This is a genomic window from Microcoleus sp. K4-B3, from assembly GCF_036704615.1.
Classification (GTDB): domain Bacteria; phylum Cyanobacteriota; class Cyanobacteriia; order Cyanobacteriales; family Microcoleaceae; genus Microcoleus.
On sequence record NZ_JAUBSF010000022.1, the window covers coordinates 13,642 to 29,899 of the forward strand.

Below are 16,258 nucleotides of genomic sequence, written 5' to 3' on the forward strand. Positions count from 1 at the left end.
GTAACGGTGTGGCAATGGTTTGAGATTCTTCGGTTCACTCAGAATGATATAACTAGGTGATTAGTGCGTCCAGGACTATGAATTAACCTCAATTTGCTTTGCGTACCCAGCCGTTAATAGTAAAGCGGCTATCAGCAAAAGCTTTCGAGGGACAGCTAACTCGCAAAACTTCGTGCATATACCGACTAAGAAAAAATACGATGCTGTTATTACGAGGCTCAACGGTTCTGAATGTCTCGTCCGCAACATAGAAATTGTTCTCAATTTTGCTGTCATAAATCTGCAATTCGCCTCCAGAAAAAGCTTTGGGTTCTCGATTAAAATAGTAAACGTAAGTAAAAAATCTGGTTGCGGTATCTGGAGAGCCACTGTCGTTGTGAAGTTTGTAAAAGTTGTTGTCGTTGTGCATGGTTAACTGAGCTTCTATTTCACCAAGCGGAAATGAGGGAATATTTAATTTGCGCAGCACGTCGGGGAGAATTGCTTTGATGCGATTAACCATCAGTTCCGAAAATTCGGGGAACGAATGGAGTACCATCGAACGCCGATAATCTTCGGCATTGGTTGAGGTGCTGGTACTCACAAATTCTGATTCTTTTGCTAAAACATATTTGATGAGTTTGTTCTTTTCTGCGGATGTCAAAAAGTTGTCAATTTGGGCGTAGCGAGATATTAAGTCATCATTTACAGGTGGCGCAGGGGCGGGAATTTCTGGGGCGGGAATTTCTACGGGAGTTGCAGGCTGCTGCGGTTGCAGTTGCTGCAAGTAAATTGGGGGTTCGGTGACTAATCCGACTAGGTTTTCGCCGGGAAAAGAAAGGGCGGAACGACCTCCGTCTATAGGGATTTGAAATAAGGTGGAAAAACCGGGTGTTTGTTGAGTGCGATCGACTAATGTTTTAATCAGGCTGTGCAATAATTGTGTATCAGATTTGAGGGTGACGGTACATTGATGTCCGCCGGTGAGGAGGATTTTGACTTTTATGTCTTGGGGTTTAATTTGCGGTTTAATTGTGCTAGTCATAGCCGTTAGTTATAGAAGAAGAAAATTCGGCAACGGATTCGCAAGGGCGGATGGAAGATGGAAGATGGAAGATGGAAGATGGAAGATGGAAGAACAAAAATTCTATCATTGCTTTAGGGCTGGCTAGAAGCCCATCCCACAATAGAATTGACTCTTTGTGGAACAGGCATCTTGTTTGTTCGTGAGAGATACCTAAGATGTCATTACTACACTACGAACTTAATTAATGCAAAAAGTGACGGATGTCGGTGAAAACCATTGTGATTCCGAGTTGGTTGGCGGCTTCAATGGAATCTCGATCGCGCATACTTCCTCCCGGTTGGACGATCGCAATTATTCCCGCCTCAGCCGCAGTTTTGACTGAATCGTCGAAGGGGAAGAAACCGTCGCTAGCCAAAATCGCTCCTTTGCTCTTCTCTGCTGCTTGTTCCAATGCTAGTTTAACCGATCCCACGCGATTCATTTGTCCGGCGCCGACACCGATTGTAGTGCGATCGCGCGTCACAACGATCGCATTTGATTTGACGTGTTTCGCTACTTTCCAACCAAACAGCAATTCTTCCAACTCTCCCGCCGTCGGCTGTTTCTCAGTAACAGTCCGCCATTTGCTAGTTTCTTCTACTATATTATCTGACTCTTGTACCAGCAAACCGCCTGCAATAATTTTAACAGTTTGTGGCGGCCCTTGAGTCAAATCTGGCAAAATTAATACTCTAACTTTCGCCTTTTTCTTGATAATTTCTTCTGCTTCTGGTTCGCACCCCGGCGCGACAATACATTCTAAAAATGTTTTAGTTAATGCCGTTGCGGTAGCAGCATCAATCGGGCGGTTGAGGGCAACAATTCCACCGAAAGCTGAGACTGAATCGGTATCGAAGGCTTTTTGATAAGCTTCAGAAATAGTTGTTCCCAAGGCTGTGCCGCAAGGATTTGTATGCTTCAGAATAGCGGCGGCGGGGGTGTCAGGGAATTCTACGATCAGCCGCCTTGCTGCTTCTAAATCTACTAAATTATTGTAGCTTAATTCTTTGCCTTGCAGGATGGTGCTAGTCGTCCAGCCTGTCGGTGTACTTCCGCTTTGATACCAGGTGGCGGCTTGATGGGGATTTTCGCCGTAGCGGAGAGTTTGCAACTCTTTTCCTGATAAATTAAACTGGTCTGGTAGCGCAGATTCTTCAGCGGATTGGCTGCTGAGATAAGTTGCGATCGCGCGCTCGTAGTTTGCTGTATGTTTAAAGGTTTCTAGGGCGCATCTTTGCCGAAACTCTAAGGATGCTTCGCCGCCATTTTCCCGCAATTCTTTTAAATAAGTATTGTACTGTTCTGGGTCGCACAAAACTGTCAAATGAGCGTGGTTTTTGGCTGAAGCTCTCAACATTGCTGGCCCGCCGATATCTATCTGCTCAATTGCGTCTGCTAGAGTAACTCCTGGTTTAGAAATTGTCTCTTCAAATGGATACAGATTCACTACAACTAGATCGATCGCCCGAATTTGATTTTCGGTTAAATCTGCCAGGTCTTCCGGTACATCGCGGCGCGCTAAAATACCTCCGTGGATTCGTGGGTGAAGTGTTTTGACTCGCCCTCCCAAAATTTCGGGCGAACCAGTATATTCCGCAACTTTGGTCACTGGGATGCCTGCTTCTTTGAGGGCCGTTGCTGTCCCGCCGCTACTAATTATGTCAAATTCAAATTCTTCTACTAGACTGCGCGCTAAGTCGATTAGTCCGGTTTTATTAGATGTGCTCAGAAGTGCTAGACGTGCCATTGGTTTGAAGTTGCGATCGCAAAAATAGATAGGTTATATTCTATATCACATCTGCCTGCAGGGAGATGATTTGGTAATGGCTAATTATGATTATTTTTGAAGTTTTAAGGATGAGTTCGCTCATTTAAAGTATATTATTTGTCAAAATTATATAATATTTTATACTGACCAGTGGCTTCTAAATATTTAGGACTTTTGCGTGGAACTGATTATTTTGTGAGTGCGAGGGGGATTGAAGCCATATCCAGCTTGCACAGTTCGTGTCGCTACGTAAGTGTCAATGTTGTTGAAATTACTTAATAAAACTTAATTGATAATTCTATGGCGATGGCTGTTGAATTTTAACGATGTTTTATGATGAATTCTAAAAGTCATGTGCTAGCATCGGGTGTAAATTGCTCTCTCCCTAAATTTCCCGGAAAATTGGGCGAGCGCAACACCTTAATCTAGAAAATAATTTGGTAGGGTTAAAATATGTTTTTTCAAGAAGCCGATCCAGAAAATAAACTCAGTAATATTAGCAGGAACCATAAAAAAACTGCTCCCAATCTGACCAATAGAACAGGCTACCAACAGATGCCAAAAAAAAGAGCGGAGAATTCGACCGAGGCAAATATTTCCGAAGCTTATAGTGTTAGTTTGTGCGAACTGCAGCAGGTGGAGCGAGCAATGGAACAGCTAAAGCAGGATTTGAAGGCTAGCGAATCTCGGTTTCGGAATGCGATCGAAAAAAATGCCGACGGCATCGCAATCGTTAACAAGCGAGGACTTGTCTGTTTTGCCAACCAGTCAGCAGAAGCGCTGTTTAACTGCAAAGCAGAGGAACTTTTAGGTCAAGCATTTTTTGGCAATTTGGTAGTAGAAAGTTCAGCTTGCGACATTGAGATGGCCACGGATATTATTCCCCAAGTAGGAAAAACAGAAGTAGCAGGAACTCGCGTCGTGCAAACAGAAGTTGAAGCTATTCGCCAGCAAAAAGCAAATGCTGTAGTAGAAATGCGGGTGGTGGAAACGGAATGGGAGGGAGAAATGGCTTATTTAGCTACGCTGCGGGACATTACCGATCGCAAGCGCGCAGAAGAAATGCTTTGGTTGTACGATCGAGCTATAGCAGCTACTAGCACCGGAGTTACGATTTGTGACGCCACTCACCCAGAACATCCCATTATTTATTGCAATCCCGCATTTGAAAGCATGACAGGTTATCGCCGACAGGAAATTCTCGGAAAAAACTGCCGATTTTTGCACGGAAGCGATACGGATCTGGCGGCAGTAGAAATCATTCGCCAAGCCTTGCAAACAGAAAGCGAATGCAAGGTAATATTAAAGAATTACCGCAAAGACGGAACCGCTTTTTGGAATTGTTTCTCAATATCACCCGTGCGCGATCGAATGGGCAAATTAACTCATTTTATTGGCGTACAGAGAGACATCACTGAGCGCAAACAAGCCGAAGAAGCCTTGCATAATTCCGAAGCACAAAGCAGAGAACAAACCGCTCAACTAGCAGCTACACTTAACCAACTCAAAGCCACTCATTCCCAATTAGTTCAAAGCGAAAAAATGTCTAGTTTGGGATTGCTACTTGCCGGCGTCGCTCACGAAATTAACAACCCAGTTAGCTTCATTTATGGCAATCTCACTCATCTCACAAATTATACTCAAGACTTGTTTGACCACCTCGAACTTTACCAAAAGCATTATCCTAATCCAGTCGCTGAAATTCAACAGGAAAGAGAAGAAAATGAACTCGATTTTTTAGCTGAAGATTTACCTAAAATACTGTCCTCAATGAGCGTTGGTGTCGAGCGGATTTGCCAGATTGTGCAGTCGCTGCGGAACTTTTCGCGGCACGACGATTCACAGATGAAACCCGTTAACCTCCACGAAGGTATTGACAGCACGCTGTTAATTCTCAATCACCGTTTGAAAGGGAACGGAGAAAAGCCGCCAATTCAAATTGTCAAACAATACGGAGAATTGCCGACTGTTGAGTGTTTTGCTGGGCCGATCAATCAAGTTTTTATGAATATTCTCAGCAATGCGATCGATGCTTTAGAAGATGCGAACAGTAGGCAAAATTGTCAAGAAATGCTAGAAAATCCTAGCCAGATTAGTATTGGTACGGAAGTGGTCGGCAATTTTGTAGAAATTAAAATTGCCGACAACGGCCCGGGAATAAATGAGGAAGTCAAACAGCAGATATTCGATACATTTTTTACTACCAAACCCATTGGCAAAGGCACGGGAATGGGTTTGTCAATTAGCTACCAAATTATTGTAGAAAGACACAACGGCGAATTATATTGTACTTCGGAATTGGGCAAGGGCACGGAATTTACTATCAAAATTCCGATCGCACATTAGCGCGGAATGTGCAATCTGCACCTTACCAACTTGATATATAGGCAAACAAGCGATCGGGACGAGCGCACTCCTAAAAAACGAGAAAAAGCGTTTTTTCTCGTTACCCGAATCTGGCTGGAAACGCATATTTAGAGGCTTTGCCTCCCCATTGTAGAGACAATTTCAGGGTGCTTTTCTGCTGACATTACCCGCATAAATAGCGAATTAAAAAACCTCCGCACCATCCAACTTCTTAAAAGTTTCAACCTTAGCCCTCGCCGCTTCTCCGCAAGTCTTCGGCGTCGGAAACATCTTCCCAGGATTCGCCAAACCTTTCGGATTAAACACCTGACGCACCCACTGCATCGTCTCCAAATCTACCTCGGAAAACATATCTGGCATAAAACACTTCTTGTCAGCACCGATGCCGTGTTCCCCCGAAAGACTTCCCCCAACTTTCACGCAAAGCCTGAGAATTTCCCCGCCCAATTCTTCCACCTTTTCCAGCGCACCTTTTACCGAGTTATCGTACAGAATCAGCGGGTGTAAATTCCCGTCTCCCGCGTGAAATACATTAGCAATTCGATAACCGTATTTCTCGCTCAAACCCTCAATTTCTTTCAAAACATAAGCCATTTGCGTTCGTGGAATTACGCCGTCTTGCACGTAATAATCCGGGCTGAGATGACCCGCCGCAGCAAAAGCAGCTTTCCGCCCTTTCCAAATTTTTAGGCGCGTTTCCGGGTCGGTTGCCGTGGTGATATTTCGCGCTCCGTTATGCTTGCAAATATCGGCAATCCGCTGTTTGTTTGTGGCCACTTCCACTTCTAAACCGTCGATTTCTACCAGGAGAATTGCCGCGGCATCGCGGGGATAACATCCAGTTGCCACCACATCTTCCACAGCATTAATGCTGATGTTATCCATAATTTCCATGCCTCCGGGAATAATACCAGCGCTGATAATATCGGAAACCGATTCGCCCGCTGCTTCTATACTGGAAAAATCCGCTAGGAGAACGCAAATCGATTCCGGCGCTTTGAGAATTCGCAAAGTAACTTCTGTGGCGATTCCTAAAGTGCCTTCGGAACCGACAAATACACCAGTTAAATCGTAACCGGGCATTTCGGAAATTTCGCCACCGACATCGACAATAGAACCGTCTGGAAGTACCAATTTTAATCCTAAAACGTGATTTGTTGTGACTCCGTATTTGAGGCAGTGAACCCCGCCAGAATTTTCGGCAACGTTGCCGCCAATCGAACAAACAATTTGACTGGAAGGATCGGGCGCGTAGTAGAAACCAGCGCCGCTAACTGCTTGCGTTACCCAGTTATTAATTACTCCCGGCTGCACGACTACTTGCTGATTTTCTAAGTCTACTTTCAGGATTTTTCGCATCAGGGCAGTGACAATCAGCACGCAGTTTTCTACAGGCAAAGCGCCGCCGGAAAGGCCGGTGCCTGCGCCTCTAGCCACCCAGGGAATTGAGTTGCGATCGCATATTTTGACCAATTGCGCCACTTCCTCCGTAGTTCGAGGCAATACCGCCACGGCGGGGCGCTGGCGGTAGCTGGCGAGTCCGTCACACTCGTAGACAATTAATTCTTCGCGACGCTGCACAACGCCATTTTTGCCGACTACAGCCTCGAATTCTTTAATAACGGGTTTCCAGTTGCGTTCTGTTTCTATGGCTATCATTAGTGAATTTAATTAGGGAACTATCAATAATATTGTGACAAACTTTACTATTTTTGTGCAATTATTTTTCTAAGGGTTGCAATATTGACACAGGGAAGGATCGGCAGTCTCTCGACCGTCGGGAAATAGTTTTTCTTTAGTATAACCGCACTTTTTGCATTTATAGATTGCCGATCGCACTAGCTGAGTCGGAAAATAGCAAAGTTCGCAGGGCAATCCGATTTTCGTCTCAGCAATATCGAATCCCGGCCAACCGCACTCCGGGCAGAATTGCTTAAATTTTTTAACTAAATCGAGAGTTGCATTTTCGATGTTTTTCATCCGAGTTGGATTGTACATCGCCCGCATATCTGTTTCGATGTGAACTCGGCCAGTTGACGATTTTTTTAAGCCGGCTGTTACAGCGTCAAAAAGTTGTTTTTCTGTCTTAATGCCCTTGACAATTTCACCGTTACCGAGGGCAGCGTCACCAACTACAACCACCAGTCCGTGATCGGGAAATCCCGCTTTTTTCGCAAAATCATCTGCTTCTTCTGTGCTGGAAACTAACTGGTGACTGTAGTTAGTTTCAACGGAGAAAGAGTCGCCGATTAGTTCGATATTGTTGGCTCGATCTAATAAAATTACTATTTCTCTGTTAGCTGGCAGATACGGCATCATTGGGTGAGGGCCGAAAGTACCTTCGCTGGCAAAGGCAAGAGTTTCGCCCGCAATTTCTAGGGCTTTTTGTGCTTTATGGCGAGCCGCTTCTATTTGTGTTCCTAAGCGTTTGACTTCTCTGGTGAACGTGCCGAATGCGTCAGTGTCAAGCGCCGCAGGTACTAGGATATTTACACCCAATTCTCGTTCCAACACTGGAGCCATCACCCGTTCTTTTTGGTGCATGGTAGCAAGAACTGCGGTGCGATCGCTCAATAATTGATTGGGATTCACCGGCTCAGAAATATTAGACATATAGCAGCATCATTTCATAACAGTGTGAATTTCTTACTCCCTCCCCTTGGTAAGGGGAGGGTTGGGGTGGGGTCAAAAATTTACTACTCATTTACGATTGCTATACACCCTTTGACTTAAGTTATCAATTCAGCACTCCAGCGTCAATCTTAAAAGCGATCGCTAGTTGCCTCCTGTCACCCCCCCAGCTTGACCTCTGAGTACAAAAATTACTCCCGTCATAATCATGGCTACGCCTACTAACCGCAGCGGCGGCAAAGGCTCGTGAAATATAAGTTTGCCACCTAAAACAGTAAACAGGTAACTAATTGACAGTAAAGGCGAGACTATGCTAAGGTTTGCCCGCGACAAAACTACAATAAAGCCGATCGAAGAAATTGCATACAAAGAAAGACCGCCTACAATCAACGGCTGGGTAGCCATTGCTATAATTTTTTCCATTAAATTAGCAGCGCCAATAGGCCCTAATATTTTAGCTCCTGCCTTCAGGCTGAATTGACCTGCGACGCCGCACAAGATTGCAGCAAGCAATAACATAAAAACGCTTCTATTCATAAGTTTACTAACCTATAGTACAATCAAAAATTGCCGTTCCCAAAAACCTAAAAAACTTTAATTAAGTTTTGTTAGGTTTTATTCACCACTAATATTTTAAGCAGAGATACGGGAAAATCAAGTATGGTCGATCGCGATCGAGAGTGGAACAAATATATGGCAGAACAGACCAATCCAAGCGGAGAATATACTCTAGAACTATCGATACTCATGCCTTGTCTGAACGAAGCAGAAACTTTAGAAATCTGCATACAGAAAGCACTGAGGTCGCTGCGCGAACTTGATATTGCCGGCGAGGTCATCATAGCAGACAACGGCAGCACTGACGGTTCTCAAGCTATCGCTACCAGAATGGGAGCGAGAGTTGTGCCCGTAGCAGCCAAAGGCTACGGCAGCGCCCTGATGGGAGGCATCATCGCAGCGCGCGGAGTTTATATTATCATGGGCGATGCTGACGACAGCTACAATTTTTCCAACCTCGGCTTTTTTGTCAACAAATTGCGAGAAGGTTTCGACTTAGTAATGGGAAACCGCTTTCAAGGGGGCATCAAACCGGGTGCAATGCCGCCGCTGCACAAATATTTAGGAAATCCGGTGCTGACATGGGTTGGGCGGCTATTTTTTGCAAGTCCCGTCGGCGATTTTCACTGCGGATTGCGGGGTTTTAGGAGAGACTCAATTTTGAAACTCGACTTGCAAACAACGGGGATGGAATTTGCTAGCGAAATGGTGGTCAAGGCCTCTGTATACAAGCTGCGGATAACTGAAATCCCAACCGTACTTTCTCCCGACGGCCGCAGCCGACCGCCGCACTTGCGAACTTGGCGAGATGGCTGGCGGCACCTCCGATTTTTGCTGCTTTACAGTCCTCGGTGGCTGTTTTTGTATCCGGGTACTGCGCTGATGATTTGGGGTCTAATTATCGTGGTTTGGCTGTTACCCGGTACTCAAAAGATTGGGAGTATCAGCTTTGATGTACACACGCTGCTGTATGGTGCGATCGCAATTATCATCGGTTTTCAAGCAGTAACTTTCGCTTTTTTCACCAAAATTTTTGCCATCAGCGAGAAATTTCTGCCCGAAGACCCCAAACTCAACAAAATATTTCGCTATGTCACTCTAGAGACAGGATTGATTGTCGGAGTCACGCTGATTTTAATTGGAATAGTTGGCTCGTTCTTGTCATTAACTATCTGGAGCAAAACGGCTTTCGGGACTCTCGATCCTTCTAAAACTCTGCGTTTGGTTATTCCCTCGCTCACTTGCCTGACTGTCGGTTTGCAGATGGTTTTGTCGAGCTTTTTTCTCAGCGTGCTGGGGTTGAAGCGCAGGTGATAACATTATACTGGCAACATTCCTCACAACTAAATTGCAGTTTGGGGAAGTTCAGGGCGATCGCAATGCAGGCAATATCGGGGCGATCGCAATCCAGGCAATATCGGGGCGATCGCAATCCAGGCAGGGAAAATCAGGGCCGCAGGAGCCAAATTTCAGACTATCTGATATAATCAAACAGCCAGCTCTAATAATTTTCAATAGCTATGAACTATGAAAACTCAAGAACTTCGCCAGAATCTTAAGCAATCCATAGATCGCTTATCTCCTGAACGGCTGATCGTTGTGGCTGATTTCTTAGCTTATTTAGCAGAACGTGAAAGCAATGAAGCTACGGTGGAATTATTAAAAATTCCCGGTTTTCTTGAAGTATTTAATAAAGCCCAAAAAGATATAGCAGCAGGTAAGGTGACTTCAGTTGAGGAAGTCAAACGAAAATACTGATGAAAGTCTAAAGTTTTATTCAGTCGTTCTTAGCTTTGATGCTCAGGAGTTTTTTGAAGAATCATCAGCTTCTTTACAACGCAAGCTAGATAGATGTTTTGAGATGTTGAAAACTGACCCTCGCAGTCATCCAAATATTAAGCAACTCAAAGGCGAATTAGCTGGATACTATCGCTATCGCGTTGGAGATTATCGGGTAGTTTATGACATTGATGATGAGCAAAAGCGTGTGGTTGTGACTGTTATTGCTCATCGTCGTGAAGTGTATTAGGGCGCACTTTTGGGAAGATAAGGGCGATCGCACTTCCCACAATCCTAAATTGCTATAATAACAATCAGCCAAAAAATCTCAACATAAAGCCTATGTCTACTTATAACGAGGTACTGAGTCAGGCTCAAAGTCTCACTCCTGACGAGCAACAGCAGCTTTTAGAAGTATTGTCAGCTTTGATGCGCGATCGGGTAACAACCCAGACTGAGGGTAGTAGTGAAAGATTGCCGAGAAAAAATTTAAAGAGATGGCGCGGTTTTTTGCCTAAGCGTGTGGATGCTTTGGAATTCCAGTTGCAACTTAGAAAAGAATGGGATGATTAATAAATATCTTCTCGATACCAACATTCTGATTTACTACTTCTATGACGAGCCGGAGGTTCAGCCTATATTTGATGAGATTGAAGCTGGAGATGCAGAGGCATTTTACTCTCCGATTAGTTGGGTAGAGTTACTTTGTTACCCGGCATTGACAGAAGAACAAGCGAATGAGTTGCGGAAATTTTTGAGGCTTATTAAGTGCGTATCATTAACAGAATCAGTTTTAGATCGTGCAGCCCAAATTCGTAGAGATTATCGCTTGAAATTAGGTGATGGTGTAATTGCAGCCTGTGCTTTAGCTGAGGGATGTGTCTTGGTAACTCGCAATGCTAAGGATTTTAAGCGCGTTGATGGGTTAACTATATTGAATCCATTTGATTAGGTAAAAGAAGGGGCGATCGCACTTGAGGAAGAAAAGGGCGATTGTACTTTGGGAAAATAAGGGCGATCGTACGTTGGGCATAAAAGGGCGATCGTACTTTGGGGAAGATAAGGGCTATCGCTTTTCCCCGAATCCCGAATTGAGATATAATAAATAACAAGCAAAAAAATCAACGAAATTTAGTGTAAGTTAAGATAGCCTATGTTGACTATTGAACAAATAGAAAATGCGATTCTCCAACTTCCGCCCAACAAGATTGGAGAGTTGTTAGAGTGGTTTCTAAATTTGGATTACCAACGATGGGATGTTCAGTTAGAGAAAGATATTGCTGAGGGGAAACTGGATGCTTTAGCAGCAGAGGCGATCGCAGATTTTGAGAGTGGTAATTATCGAGAGATTTAATGCACTACACTACTCGAAAATTTTGGGATTGTTACAATGCTTTGCCATTAAATGTACAAGCTACAGCAGATCAGTGTTATGAGTTGCTGAAGGCAGATCCGTCTCATCCTTCTCTGCATTTTAAGAAGGTTGGTAATTATTGGTCTGTAAGGGCCGGACAAGCTTATCGGGCGTTGGGTATTGAAATTAAAACAGGTATTTTGTGGTTTTGGATTGGTACTCACGCAGAGTACGATCGGCTGATAGGAAAATAAGGGCGATCGCACTTTTGGGAAGAAAAGGGCGATGGCACTTTGGGAAAATAAGGGCGATCGTACTTGCGGAAATCAGGGCGATCGTACTTTGGGAAGATAAGGGCGATCGTACTTCCTTCGCTCCTAAATTGCTATAATGACAATCAGCCAAAAAATCTTAATGCAGAGTCTATGTCTACTTACAGCACGGTACTGACTCAGGTTCTAAAACTTGCACCAGATGAGCAAATGCGACTCATCTCTGAATTGTTTGCACATATTCGTCAACGGGTGATTCCTAAGCCGAAGCGCAGTATTTTAGAATTATCAGGCTTGGGTAAGGAAATTTGGCATGAGATTGATGCTCAAGAATATGTGGATCGGGAAAGAGATTCATGGAATGGATAGCTCAGTTACAGGGACAAGTTGTCGGATTGGATACTGCGCCTCTGATTTACTTTATGGAGCAAAATCCAAAATATCTAGAGATGATGCTGCTTTTCTTTGGATCGTTTAATCGCGGTGATTTTAGGATAGTGACATCAACAGTAACGCTCGTAGAAGTGCTAGTTCATCCCCTGCGACAGAAAAATACTGCCTTGGCTCAAGAATATCGTGAAATATTGATGAATCAAGAAAGTTTAACTGTTGTTGAATTAACTCCAGATATTGCTGAAACAGCGGCACAACTGAGAGCAACTTACAATTTGCGATCGCCCGATTCTATTCAAATGGCTACAGCTATCCATGAGGGTGCTTCGTTTTTTTTGACAAATGATGCGCGGTTGCCTTCTTTGCCGGGGTTAACGGTTTTAGTGTTGGATAATTTGAGAATTTGAGCGATTATTTTTGGATGGGAAGAGAGGGGCGATCGCACTTTGGGGAAGATAAGGGCGATCGTACTCTGGGAAAATAAGGGCGATCGTACTTTAGGAAGAAAAGGGCGATCGTACTTTGGAAAGATAAGGGCGATCGCACTTTAAGAAGAAAAGGGCGATCGCCATTCCTTCGATCCTAAATTGCTATAATAACAATCAGCCAAAAAATCTCAACATAAAGCCTATGTCTACTTATAACGAGGTACTGAGTCAGGCTCAAAGTCTCACTCCTGACGAGCAACAGCAGCTTTTAGAAGTATTGTCAGCATTGATTCGCGATCGGGTAACAAGCCAGACTGAGGGTAGTAGTGAAAGATTGCCGAGAAAAAATTTAAAGAGATGGCGAGGTTTTTTGCCGTATCGTGTGGATGCTTTGGAATTCCAGTTACAAATTAGAGAAGTGTCTTGGTAACTCGCAATGCTGAGGATTTTAAGCGCGTTGATGGGTTAAGAATGTTGAATCCATTTGATTAAGTTGGGCGATGTGTTGACTGAGCCTAGGTATCTTTTTTTTCTACTGAAGACAGCTCATAAGTCGAAAAAACAAGCGTACCATAATATAGTAATGAAGTGCATTACTAGGCCGAAATATGGCGGGTAAATGACCCTTTGGTGCTGACTCTTGATAAATTAGACGATCATTGTCTGATTCCCATCCTATTATGTCATAGAATTTACGGAAGGCATCGGACTGAGCTAAGAAGTCAAGTTCGTCGTGGCTACTTTCTATTTTTTCTCGCCTGTTAAATTCTTCTTTCTCATCGTAAAGACGAAGATAAATATCCTTCCAAATTATAAATTGAACACTCAAACCAAAACGTCCTTCGCTGTATTTGACCCACAGCCTGTCTATAGTAAATATATCTGTGCAAGGAATTCTTGGTATTTTCGTGTTTTGAGGATCTGGATTGGTTAGGGTAATGTCCATATAGGAAATTTTTTCAAAAATAGATTTAGTTTCCTTATTAGCAGATTCAAAATCTTTAACTGCTAGACACTTCCGCAGGTTTCGATAATCTATCCCTACTGCTGAACTCAGATCGTCATTCAGTTGACTTTCATCAATAGTCGGGTATCTTATTTCATTACGATTAGGAAGGCTAGGAGTTTGATTTTCATTTTTATTAACTAAGACAAAGTAAGCAATAGTGGCAATCACAATTACAATTAGAATTAATGTCATCATTATCAATTTTTATCGACAAATATTTTATGTATAACGGAGAGCTTAAGAAACGGTAGAACCGGATGGGGTTTTAACTTCACCAATTTTATCTTTAGCCATTGTTGACTCCTAGTCAGGTATAATGTACATAATGTGCGAAAATCTAAGCCGTGTCATTCGGAACTGTCGGGACTTACCCCAGACACCCCGATCGCAAATGCCCAAAATATCCACAATAACGGATGTAGCCCGATCGCTCTCAGTGCAATCAACCTCTACTCCAAAAATCATACAATGACCCCATTGCGCCATCGCCCACCAACTCACTTTAGAAAATGTTATATTTTGTTATCTAAAAAGTTATAAAAAATAAGTTATAATTACTAAAAATTACCCCATACGCGATCTATGGAGCTTCAGGAAGTCTTAAGATTTGCCGATGACAAAGTTTTTTCTAAAACAGGGAAGCATTTAGATGACCTCCAAGAAGCTATTTTAAAAGAAGCGCTCCAAGGTCGAAAATATGCAACAAAAATAGCGCAAGACCGTGATTGTAGTGAAGGTTATGTTAGGGTTGCTGCTTCTGAATTATGGAAGATATTATCAGATGTCTTCGGGGAAGATGTTAGTAAAGTAAATGTTAGAGCGATACTGGAAAGGGCAAAGTTTTATAATTCTCCATCAGCTATTTTGAGCAATCATGTCACGTTTAATAACGTCAATGTTTGTCAAGAAAGGGCGAGAAGTCCAACAGAAGCTCAAAACCCCCAACAAACTCCAACCCAACTCCACATAGACTTAGGCGACTCACCCGAAATATTCACCTTTTTCGATCGCACTTCTGAACTCTCCACCCTCGAAAACTGGATAACACAGGAACACACTCGCCTCATCGCCCTCCTCGGAATCAGCGGAATCGGCAAAACAACCCTCTCCCTAAGCCTGATCGATCGCATCAAAACTCAATTAGATTACGTCATCTATCGCAGCCTCCGCTTTTCCCCAACCCTCGATGCAACCCTCACCAACCTGCTGCAAATCTTTTCCCAACAATCAGAAATTCCCCAAAACATCGAAACCAAAATTTCCCAAATCCTCGATTACCTGCGAAAATACCGATGTCTGATTGTCCTCGATGACGTGCAGATGCTTTTCGGCAGCGGACAACTAGCAGGACAATATAAAACTGGATATGAAGATTATCAGTTATTTTTTAAACTAATCGCCGAAGTTTGTCATCAAAGTTGTTTGATCTTGAATAGTTGGGAAAAACCCAGAGAAATAGCCAGATTATCAAAAGATAATCATCCCGTGCGATGTTTTGTATTGGCAAGTTTAGGAGAAGCAGCTAAAGAGATTTTGAACTCACAAAAGTTATCCGATGAGGAAACATGGTCAACTTTGATTGATATTTATCAAGGCAATCCTCTGTGGTTGGAGTTCACTGCAACGCTAATTCAAGACTTGTTTGGGGGGAGAGTTTCTGAGTTTTTGCAGTGCGAGATGCCGATTTTAGATGAAGGGTTGCAATCTCAGTTATCTAAACCTTTTGGGCGTTTGACTCCTGCAGAATTAGCAGTGATGGTTCACCTGGCTAATCAACCTGAACCCGTTGCTGTGTCGCAAATTTTCAACAAAATACCTTTTTCGCCGTCAGAAATAGTCAATGCAGTGCGATCTCTTGGAAATCGCTTTTTATTGGATGCTGTAGAACGGGAAAAGATAACTTTATTTATTTTGAATCCTGTGATGAAACAGTATGTGAAAACTCAGTATCTTTCTAACCGATCGAATTAAAAAGGGCGGGAACCTTGCTCTATTATGCGAACATTAATCTACCTTTAGGTTGAGGGATCGATCGCCCTAAGTGCCGAGCAGTCTCAACCCACTCCTGCATAATAATCTCTAGATTTTGCAATGCTTCTTGATAAGTTTCCCCATCCGCAGCACATCCGGGCAATTCTGGTACTTCGGCAATAAATGCCTGGTCTTCATCACTCCAGTAAATGATTACTTCATACTTCATTATCATCTTGGTTCACCAATTTATATTTCAAAATTACTGCACGAACTTGCTTTACTTGATAAGCTTTAGCTTTTGACCTATAGCCTTTCTTAAAAAGATGAGGTGCACGAGATTCCCTGAATATCGGGACTTTCAAGCCTTATTACATACCTCATCTATCTGAGAAATGCTATATCTCCTTTTTGTGGTTGGAGGTTGAGAATTTCTGCGACTCCCTCCTTGCTGAAAATATGGTGACTACCATTAATTCTTACCTCAAATCCTAAAATCTGGAGTATTTGACATAAATCGCTAAAGGAAAAATTAGCATCGGATGCACCAACCATCAGCTTGGCGAGGAGTTTGTTTATTTGAGTCATTAATTATTTTCATTATAATCTTTGCTTTAGTAGTCTAAAAATAAGTGTCAGGGTAATTGCTTGCCCTGACACCATTCTACACTAATTCGGGAACC

22 protein-coding genes are annotated in these 16,258 nt (G+C 43.2%); 13 read left to right on the forward strand and 9 right to left on the reverse strand.

Annotated elements, in window-relative coordinates:
* Nucleotides 1–88: 88 nt before the first annotated feature.
* Nucleotides 89–1,024, reverse strand: a complete 936-nt coding sequence (locus QUA78_RS12505) for a 2OG-Fe(II) oxygenase (protein ID WP_333304267.1) — start codon at nucleotides 1,022–1,024, stop codon at nucleotides 89–91.
* Between the two features lie 223 nt (nucleotides 1,025–1,247).
* On the reverse strand, nucleotides 1,248–2,792 hold the full coding sequence (gene purH, locus QUA78_RS12510; protein ID WP_333304266.1) for a bifunctional phosphoribosylaminoimidazolecarboxamide formyltransferase/IMP cyclohydrolase: 1,545 nt from the start codon (nucleotides 2,790–2,792) through the stop codon (nucleotides 1,248–1,250).
* 474 nt (nucleotides 2,793–3,266) lie between these two features.
* Between purH and QUA78_RS12515 the strand changes: the two genes are divergently transcribed.
* Nucleotides 3,267–5,159 (forward strand): PAS domain S-box protein, encoded by a 1,893-nt coding sequence (locus QUA78_RS12515; RefSeq protein WP_333398822.1) that lies wholly within the window; start codon nucleotides 3,267–3,269, stop codon nucleotides 5,157–5,159.
* A 204-nt stretch (nucleotides 5,160–5,363) separates the two neighbouring features.
* Here the strand turns inward: QUA78_RS12515 and glcD are convergent, their stop codons facing one another.
* The 3 genes from glcD to QUA78_RS12530 form a co-directional block, all read right to left on the reverse strand.
* Nucleotides 5,364–6,839 carry a glycolate oxidase subunit GlcD gene (gene glcD / locus QUA78_RS12520; RefSeq protein WP_333398823.1) on the reverse strand — a complete coding sequence of 492 codons (1,476 nt, stop codon included), beginning with the start codon at nucleotides 6,837–6,839 and terminating at the stop codon, nucleotides 5,364–5,366.
* Nucleotides 6,840–6,908: 69 nt separating this feature from the next.
* The gene (locus QUA78_RS12525; RefSeq protein WP_333398824.1) at nucleotides 6,909–7,793 is read right to left on the reverse strand and encodes a DUF6671 family protein; all 885 of its coding nucleotides are present in this window, start codon (nucleotides 7,791–7,793) and stop codon (nucleotides 6,909–6,911) included.
* Nucleotides 7,794–7,955: 162 nt separating this feature from the next.
* Nucleotides 7,956–8,330, reverse strand: a complete 375-nt coding sequence (locus QUA78_RS12530) for a transporter (protein ID WP_333398825.1) — start codon at nucleotides 8,328–8,330, stop codon at nucleotides 7,956–7,958.
* 141 nt (nucleotides 8,331–8,471) lie between these two features.
* On the opposite strand from QUA78_RS12530, the gene QUA78_RS12535 reads away from it, so the two are divergent.
* Entirely contained in the window at nucleotides 8,472–9,683 is a 1,212-nt protein-coding gene (locus QUA78_RS12535; RefSeq protein WP_333306075.1) for a glycosyltransferase family 2 protein, read from the forward strand.
* Between the two features lie 51 nt (nucleotides 9,684–9,734).
* On the opposite strand, the gene QUA78_RS12540 is transcribed toward QUA78_RS12535, so the two are convergent.
* Entirely contained in the window at nucleotides 9,735–9,860 is a 126-nt protein-coding gene (locus tag QUA78_RS12540; protein WP_333398827.1) for a hypothetical protein, read from the reverse strand.
* A 36-nt stretch (nucleotides 9,861–9,896) separates the two neighbouring features.
* Here QUA78_RS12540 and QUA78_RS12545 point away from each other — a divergent pair, with 36 nt between their 5' ends.
* The 10 genes from QUA78_RS12545 (at nucleotide 9,897) to QUA78_RS12590 (ending at nucleotide 13,025) form a co-directional block, all read left to right on the forward strand.
* Nucleotides 9,897–10,127, forward strand: a complete 231-nt coding sequence (locus tag QUA78_RS12545) for a hypothetical protein (protein ID WP_333306072.1) — start codon at nucleotides 9,897–9,899, stop codon at nucleotides 10,125–10,127.
* Nucleotides 10,102–10,398, forward strand: coding sequence for a type II toxin-antitoxin system RelE/ParE family toxin (locus QUA78_RS12550; protein ID WP_333306070.1), 297 nt, complete (start codon nucleotides 10,102–10,104; stop codon nucleotides 10,396–10,398). The genes QUA78_RS12545 and QUA78_RS12550 overlap by 26 nt, the downstream gene beginning before the upstream one ends.
* A 92-nt stretch (nucleotides 10,399–10,490) precedes the next feature.
* Nucleotides 10,491–10,721, forward strand: coding sequence for a hypothetical protein (locus tag QUA78_RS12555; RefSeq protein ID WP_333306067.1), 231 nt, complete (start codon nucleotides 10,491–10,493; stop codon nucleotides 10,719–10,721).
* A complete protein-coding gene (locus tag QUA78_RS12560; RefSeq protein WP_333306066.1) occupies nucleotides 10,714–11,100 on the forward strand; it encodes a type II toxin-antitoxin system VapC family toxin in 387 nt (128 codons plus the stop codon). The genes QUA78_RS12555 and QUA78_RS12560 overlap by 8 nt, the downstream gene beginning before the upstream one ends.
* Nucleotides 11,101–11,301: 201 nt before the next feature.
* Nucleotides 11,302–11,502, forward strand: a complete 201-nt coding sequence (locus tag QUA78_RS12565) for a hypothetical protein (protein WP_333143126.1) — start codon at nucleotides 11,302–11,304, stop codon at nucleotides 11,500–11,502.
* Nucleotides 11,502–11,756: a ParE family toxin-like protein gene (locus QUA78_RS12570; protein WP_333306064.1), complete on the forward strand. Its 255-nt coding sequence runs from the start codon at nucleotides 11,502–11,504 to the stop codon at nucleotides 11,754–11,756. Before QUA78_RS12565 ends, QUA78_RS12570 begins: the two co-directional genes overlap by 1 nt.
* A 14-nt stretch (nucleotides 11,757–11,770) precedes the next feature.
* On the forward strand, nucleotides 11,771–11,893 hold the full coding sequence (locus tag QUA78_RS12575; RefSeq protein WP_333398828.1) for a hypothetical protein: 123 nt from the start codon (nucleotides 11,771–11,773) through the stop codon (nucleotides 11,891–11,893).
* A gap of 34 nt (nucleotides 11,894–11,927) precedes the next feature.
* Entirely contained in the window at nucleotides 11,928–12,143 is a 216-nt protein-coding gene (locus QUA78_RS12580) for a hypothetical protein (protein ID WP_333306062.1), read from the forward strand.
* Nucleotides 12,131–12,574 carry a PIN domain-containing protein gene (locus tag QUA78_RS12585; protein WP_333306060.1) on the forward strand — a complete coding sequence of 148 codons (444 nt, stop codon included), beginning with the start codon at nucleotides 12,131–12,133 and terminating at the stop codon, nucleotides 12,572–12,574. Before QUA78_RS12580 ends, QUA78_RS12585 begins: the two co-directional genes overlap by 13 nt.
* 223 nt (nucleotides 12,575–12,797) lie before the next feature.
* Nucleotides 12,798–13,025, forward strand: a complete 228-nt coding sequence (locus tag QUA78_RS12590; protein ID WP_333306058.1) for a hypothetical protein — start codon at nucleotides 12,798–12,800, stop codon at nucleotides 13,023–13,025.
* Nucleotides 13,026–13,127: 102 nt separating this feature from the next.
* On the opposite strand, the gene QUA78_RS12595 is transcribed toward QUA78_RS12590, so the two are convergent.
* The gene (locus tag QUA78_RS12595; protein WP_333398830.1) at nucleotides 13,128–13,799 is read right to left on the reverse strand and encodes a GUN4 domain-containing protein; all 672 of its coding nucleotides are present in this window, start codon (nucleotides 13,797–13,799) and stop codon (nucleotides 13,128–13,130) included.
* A 387-nt stretch (nucleotides 13,800–14,186) separates the two neighbouring features.
* On the opposite strand from QUA78_RS12595, the gene QUA78_RS12600 reads away from it, so the two are divergent.
* On the forward strand, nucleotides 14,187–15,575 hold the full coding sequence (locus QUA78_RS12600; protein WP_333306049.1) for an ATP-binding protein: 1,389 nt from the start codon (nucleotides 14,187–14,189) through the stop codon (nucleotides 15,573–15,575).
* Between the two features lie 22 nt (nucleotides 15,576–15,597).
* On the opposite strand, the gene QUA78_RS12605 is transcribed toward QUA78_RS12600, so the two are convergent.
* Together QUA78_RS12605 and QUA78_RS12610 are read right to left on the reverse strand one after the other, a co-directional pair.
* Entirely contained in the window at nucleotides 15,598–15,804 is a 207-nt protein-coding gene (locus tag QUA78_RS12605; protein ID WP_333398831.1) for a type II toxin-antitoxin system HicB family antitoxin, read from the reverse strand.
* A gap of 155 nt (nucleotides 15,805–15,959) precedes the next feature.
* Nucleotides 15,960–16,163 (reverse strand): type II toxin-antitoxin system HicA family toxin, encoded by a 204-nt coding sequence (locus QUA78_RS12610; protein WP_333306045.1) that lies wholly within the window; start codon nucleotides 16,161–16,163, stop codon nucleotides 15,960–15,962.
* Nucleotides 16,164–16,258: the final 95 nt, after the last annotated feature.

What these genes read in the sequence shown, in the direction of transcription:
- QUA78_RS12585 (WP_333306060.1), top strand. Translation starts at nt 12,131, where the DNA reads ATGGAATGGATAGCTCAGTTACAGGGACAAGTTGTCGGATTGGATACT.
- purH (WP_333304266.1), bottom strand. Translation starts at nt 2,792, where the DNA reads ATGGCACGTCTAGCACTTCTGAGCACATCTAATAAAACCGGACTAATC.
- QUA78_RS12600 (WP_333306049.1), top strand. Translation starts at nt 14,187, where the DNA reads ATGGAGCTTCAGGAAGTCTTAAGATTTGCCGATGACAAAGTTTTTTCT.
- QUA78_RS12560 (WP_333306066.1), top strand. Translation starts at nt 10,714, where the DNA reads ATGATTAATAAATATCTTCTCGATACCAACATTCTGATTTACTACTTC.
- QUA78_RS12595 (WP_333398830.1), bottom strand. Translation starts at nt 13,799, where the DNA reads ATGATGACATTAATTCTAATTGTAATTGTGATTGCCACTATTGCTTAC.
- QUA78_RS12590 (WP_333306058.1), top strand. Translation starts at nt 12,798, where the DNA reads ATGTCTACTTATAACGAGGTACTGAGTCAGGCTCAAAGTCTCACTCCT.
- QUA78_RS12530 (WP_333398825.1), bottom strand. Translation starts at nt 8,330, where the DNA reads ATGTTATTGCTTGCTGCAATCTTGTGCGGCGTCGCAGGTCAATTCAGC.
- QUA78_RS12610 (WP_333306045.1), bottom strand. Translation starts at nt 16,163, where the DNA reads ATGACTCAAATAAACAAACTCCTCGCCAAGCTGATGGTTGGTGCATCC.
- QUA78_RS12605 (WP_333398831.1), bottom strand. Translation starts at nt 15,804, where the DNA reads ATGAAGTATGAAGTAATCATTTACTGGAGTGATGAAGACCAGGCATTT.
- QUA78_RS12535 (WP_333306075.1), top strand. Translation starts at nt 8,472, where the DNA reads ATGGTCGATCGCGATCGAGAGTGGAACAAATATATGGCAGAACAGACC.
- glcD (WP_333398823.1), bottom strand. Translation starts at nt 6,839, where the DNA reads ATGATAGCCATAGAAACAGAACGCAACTGGAAACCCGTTATTAAAGAA.
- QUA78_RS12505 (WP_333304267.1), bottom strand. Translation starts at nt 1,024, where the DNA reads ATGACTAGCACAATTAAACCGCAAATTAAACCCCAAGACATAAAAGTC.
- QUA78_RS12515 (WP_333398822.1), top strand. Translation starts at nt 3,267, where the DNA reads ATGTTTTTTCAAGAAGCCGATCCAGAAAATAAACTCAGTAATATTAGC.
- QUA78_RS12580 (WP_333306062.1), top strand. Translation starts at nt 11,928, where the DNA reads ATGTCTACTTACAGCACGGTACTGACTCAGGTTCTAAAACTTGCACCA.
- QUA78_RS12570 (WP_333306064.1), top strand. Translation starts at nt 11,502, where the DNA reads ATGCACTACACTACTCGAAAATTTTGGGATTGTTACAATGCTTTGCCA.
- QUA78_RS12545 (WP_333306072.1), top strand. Translation starts at nt 9,897, where the DNA reads ATGAAAACTCAAGAACTTCGCCAGAATCTTAAGCAATCCATAGATCGC.
- QUA78_RS12555 (WP_333306067.1), top strand. Translation starts at nt 10,491, where the DNA reads ATGTCTACTTATAACGAGGTACTGAGTCAGGCTCAAAGTCTCACTCCT.
- QUA78_RS12525 (WP_333398824.1), bottom strand. Translation starts at nt 7,793, where the DNA reads ATGTCTAATATTTCTGAGCCGGTGAATCCCAATCAATTATTGAGCGAT.
- QUA78_RS12565 (WP_333143126.1), top strand. Translation starts at nt 11,302, where the DNA reads ATGTTGACTATTGAACAAATAGAAAATGCGATTCTCCAACTTCCGCCC.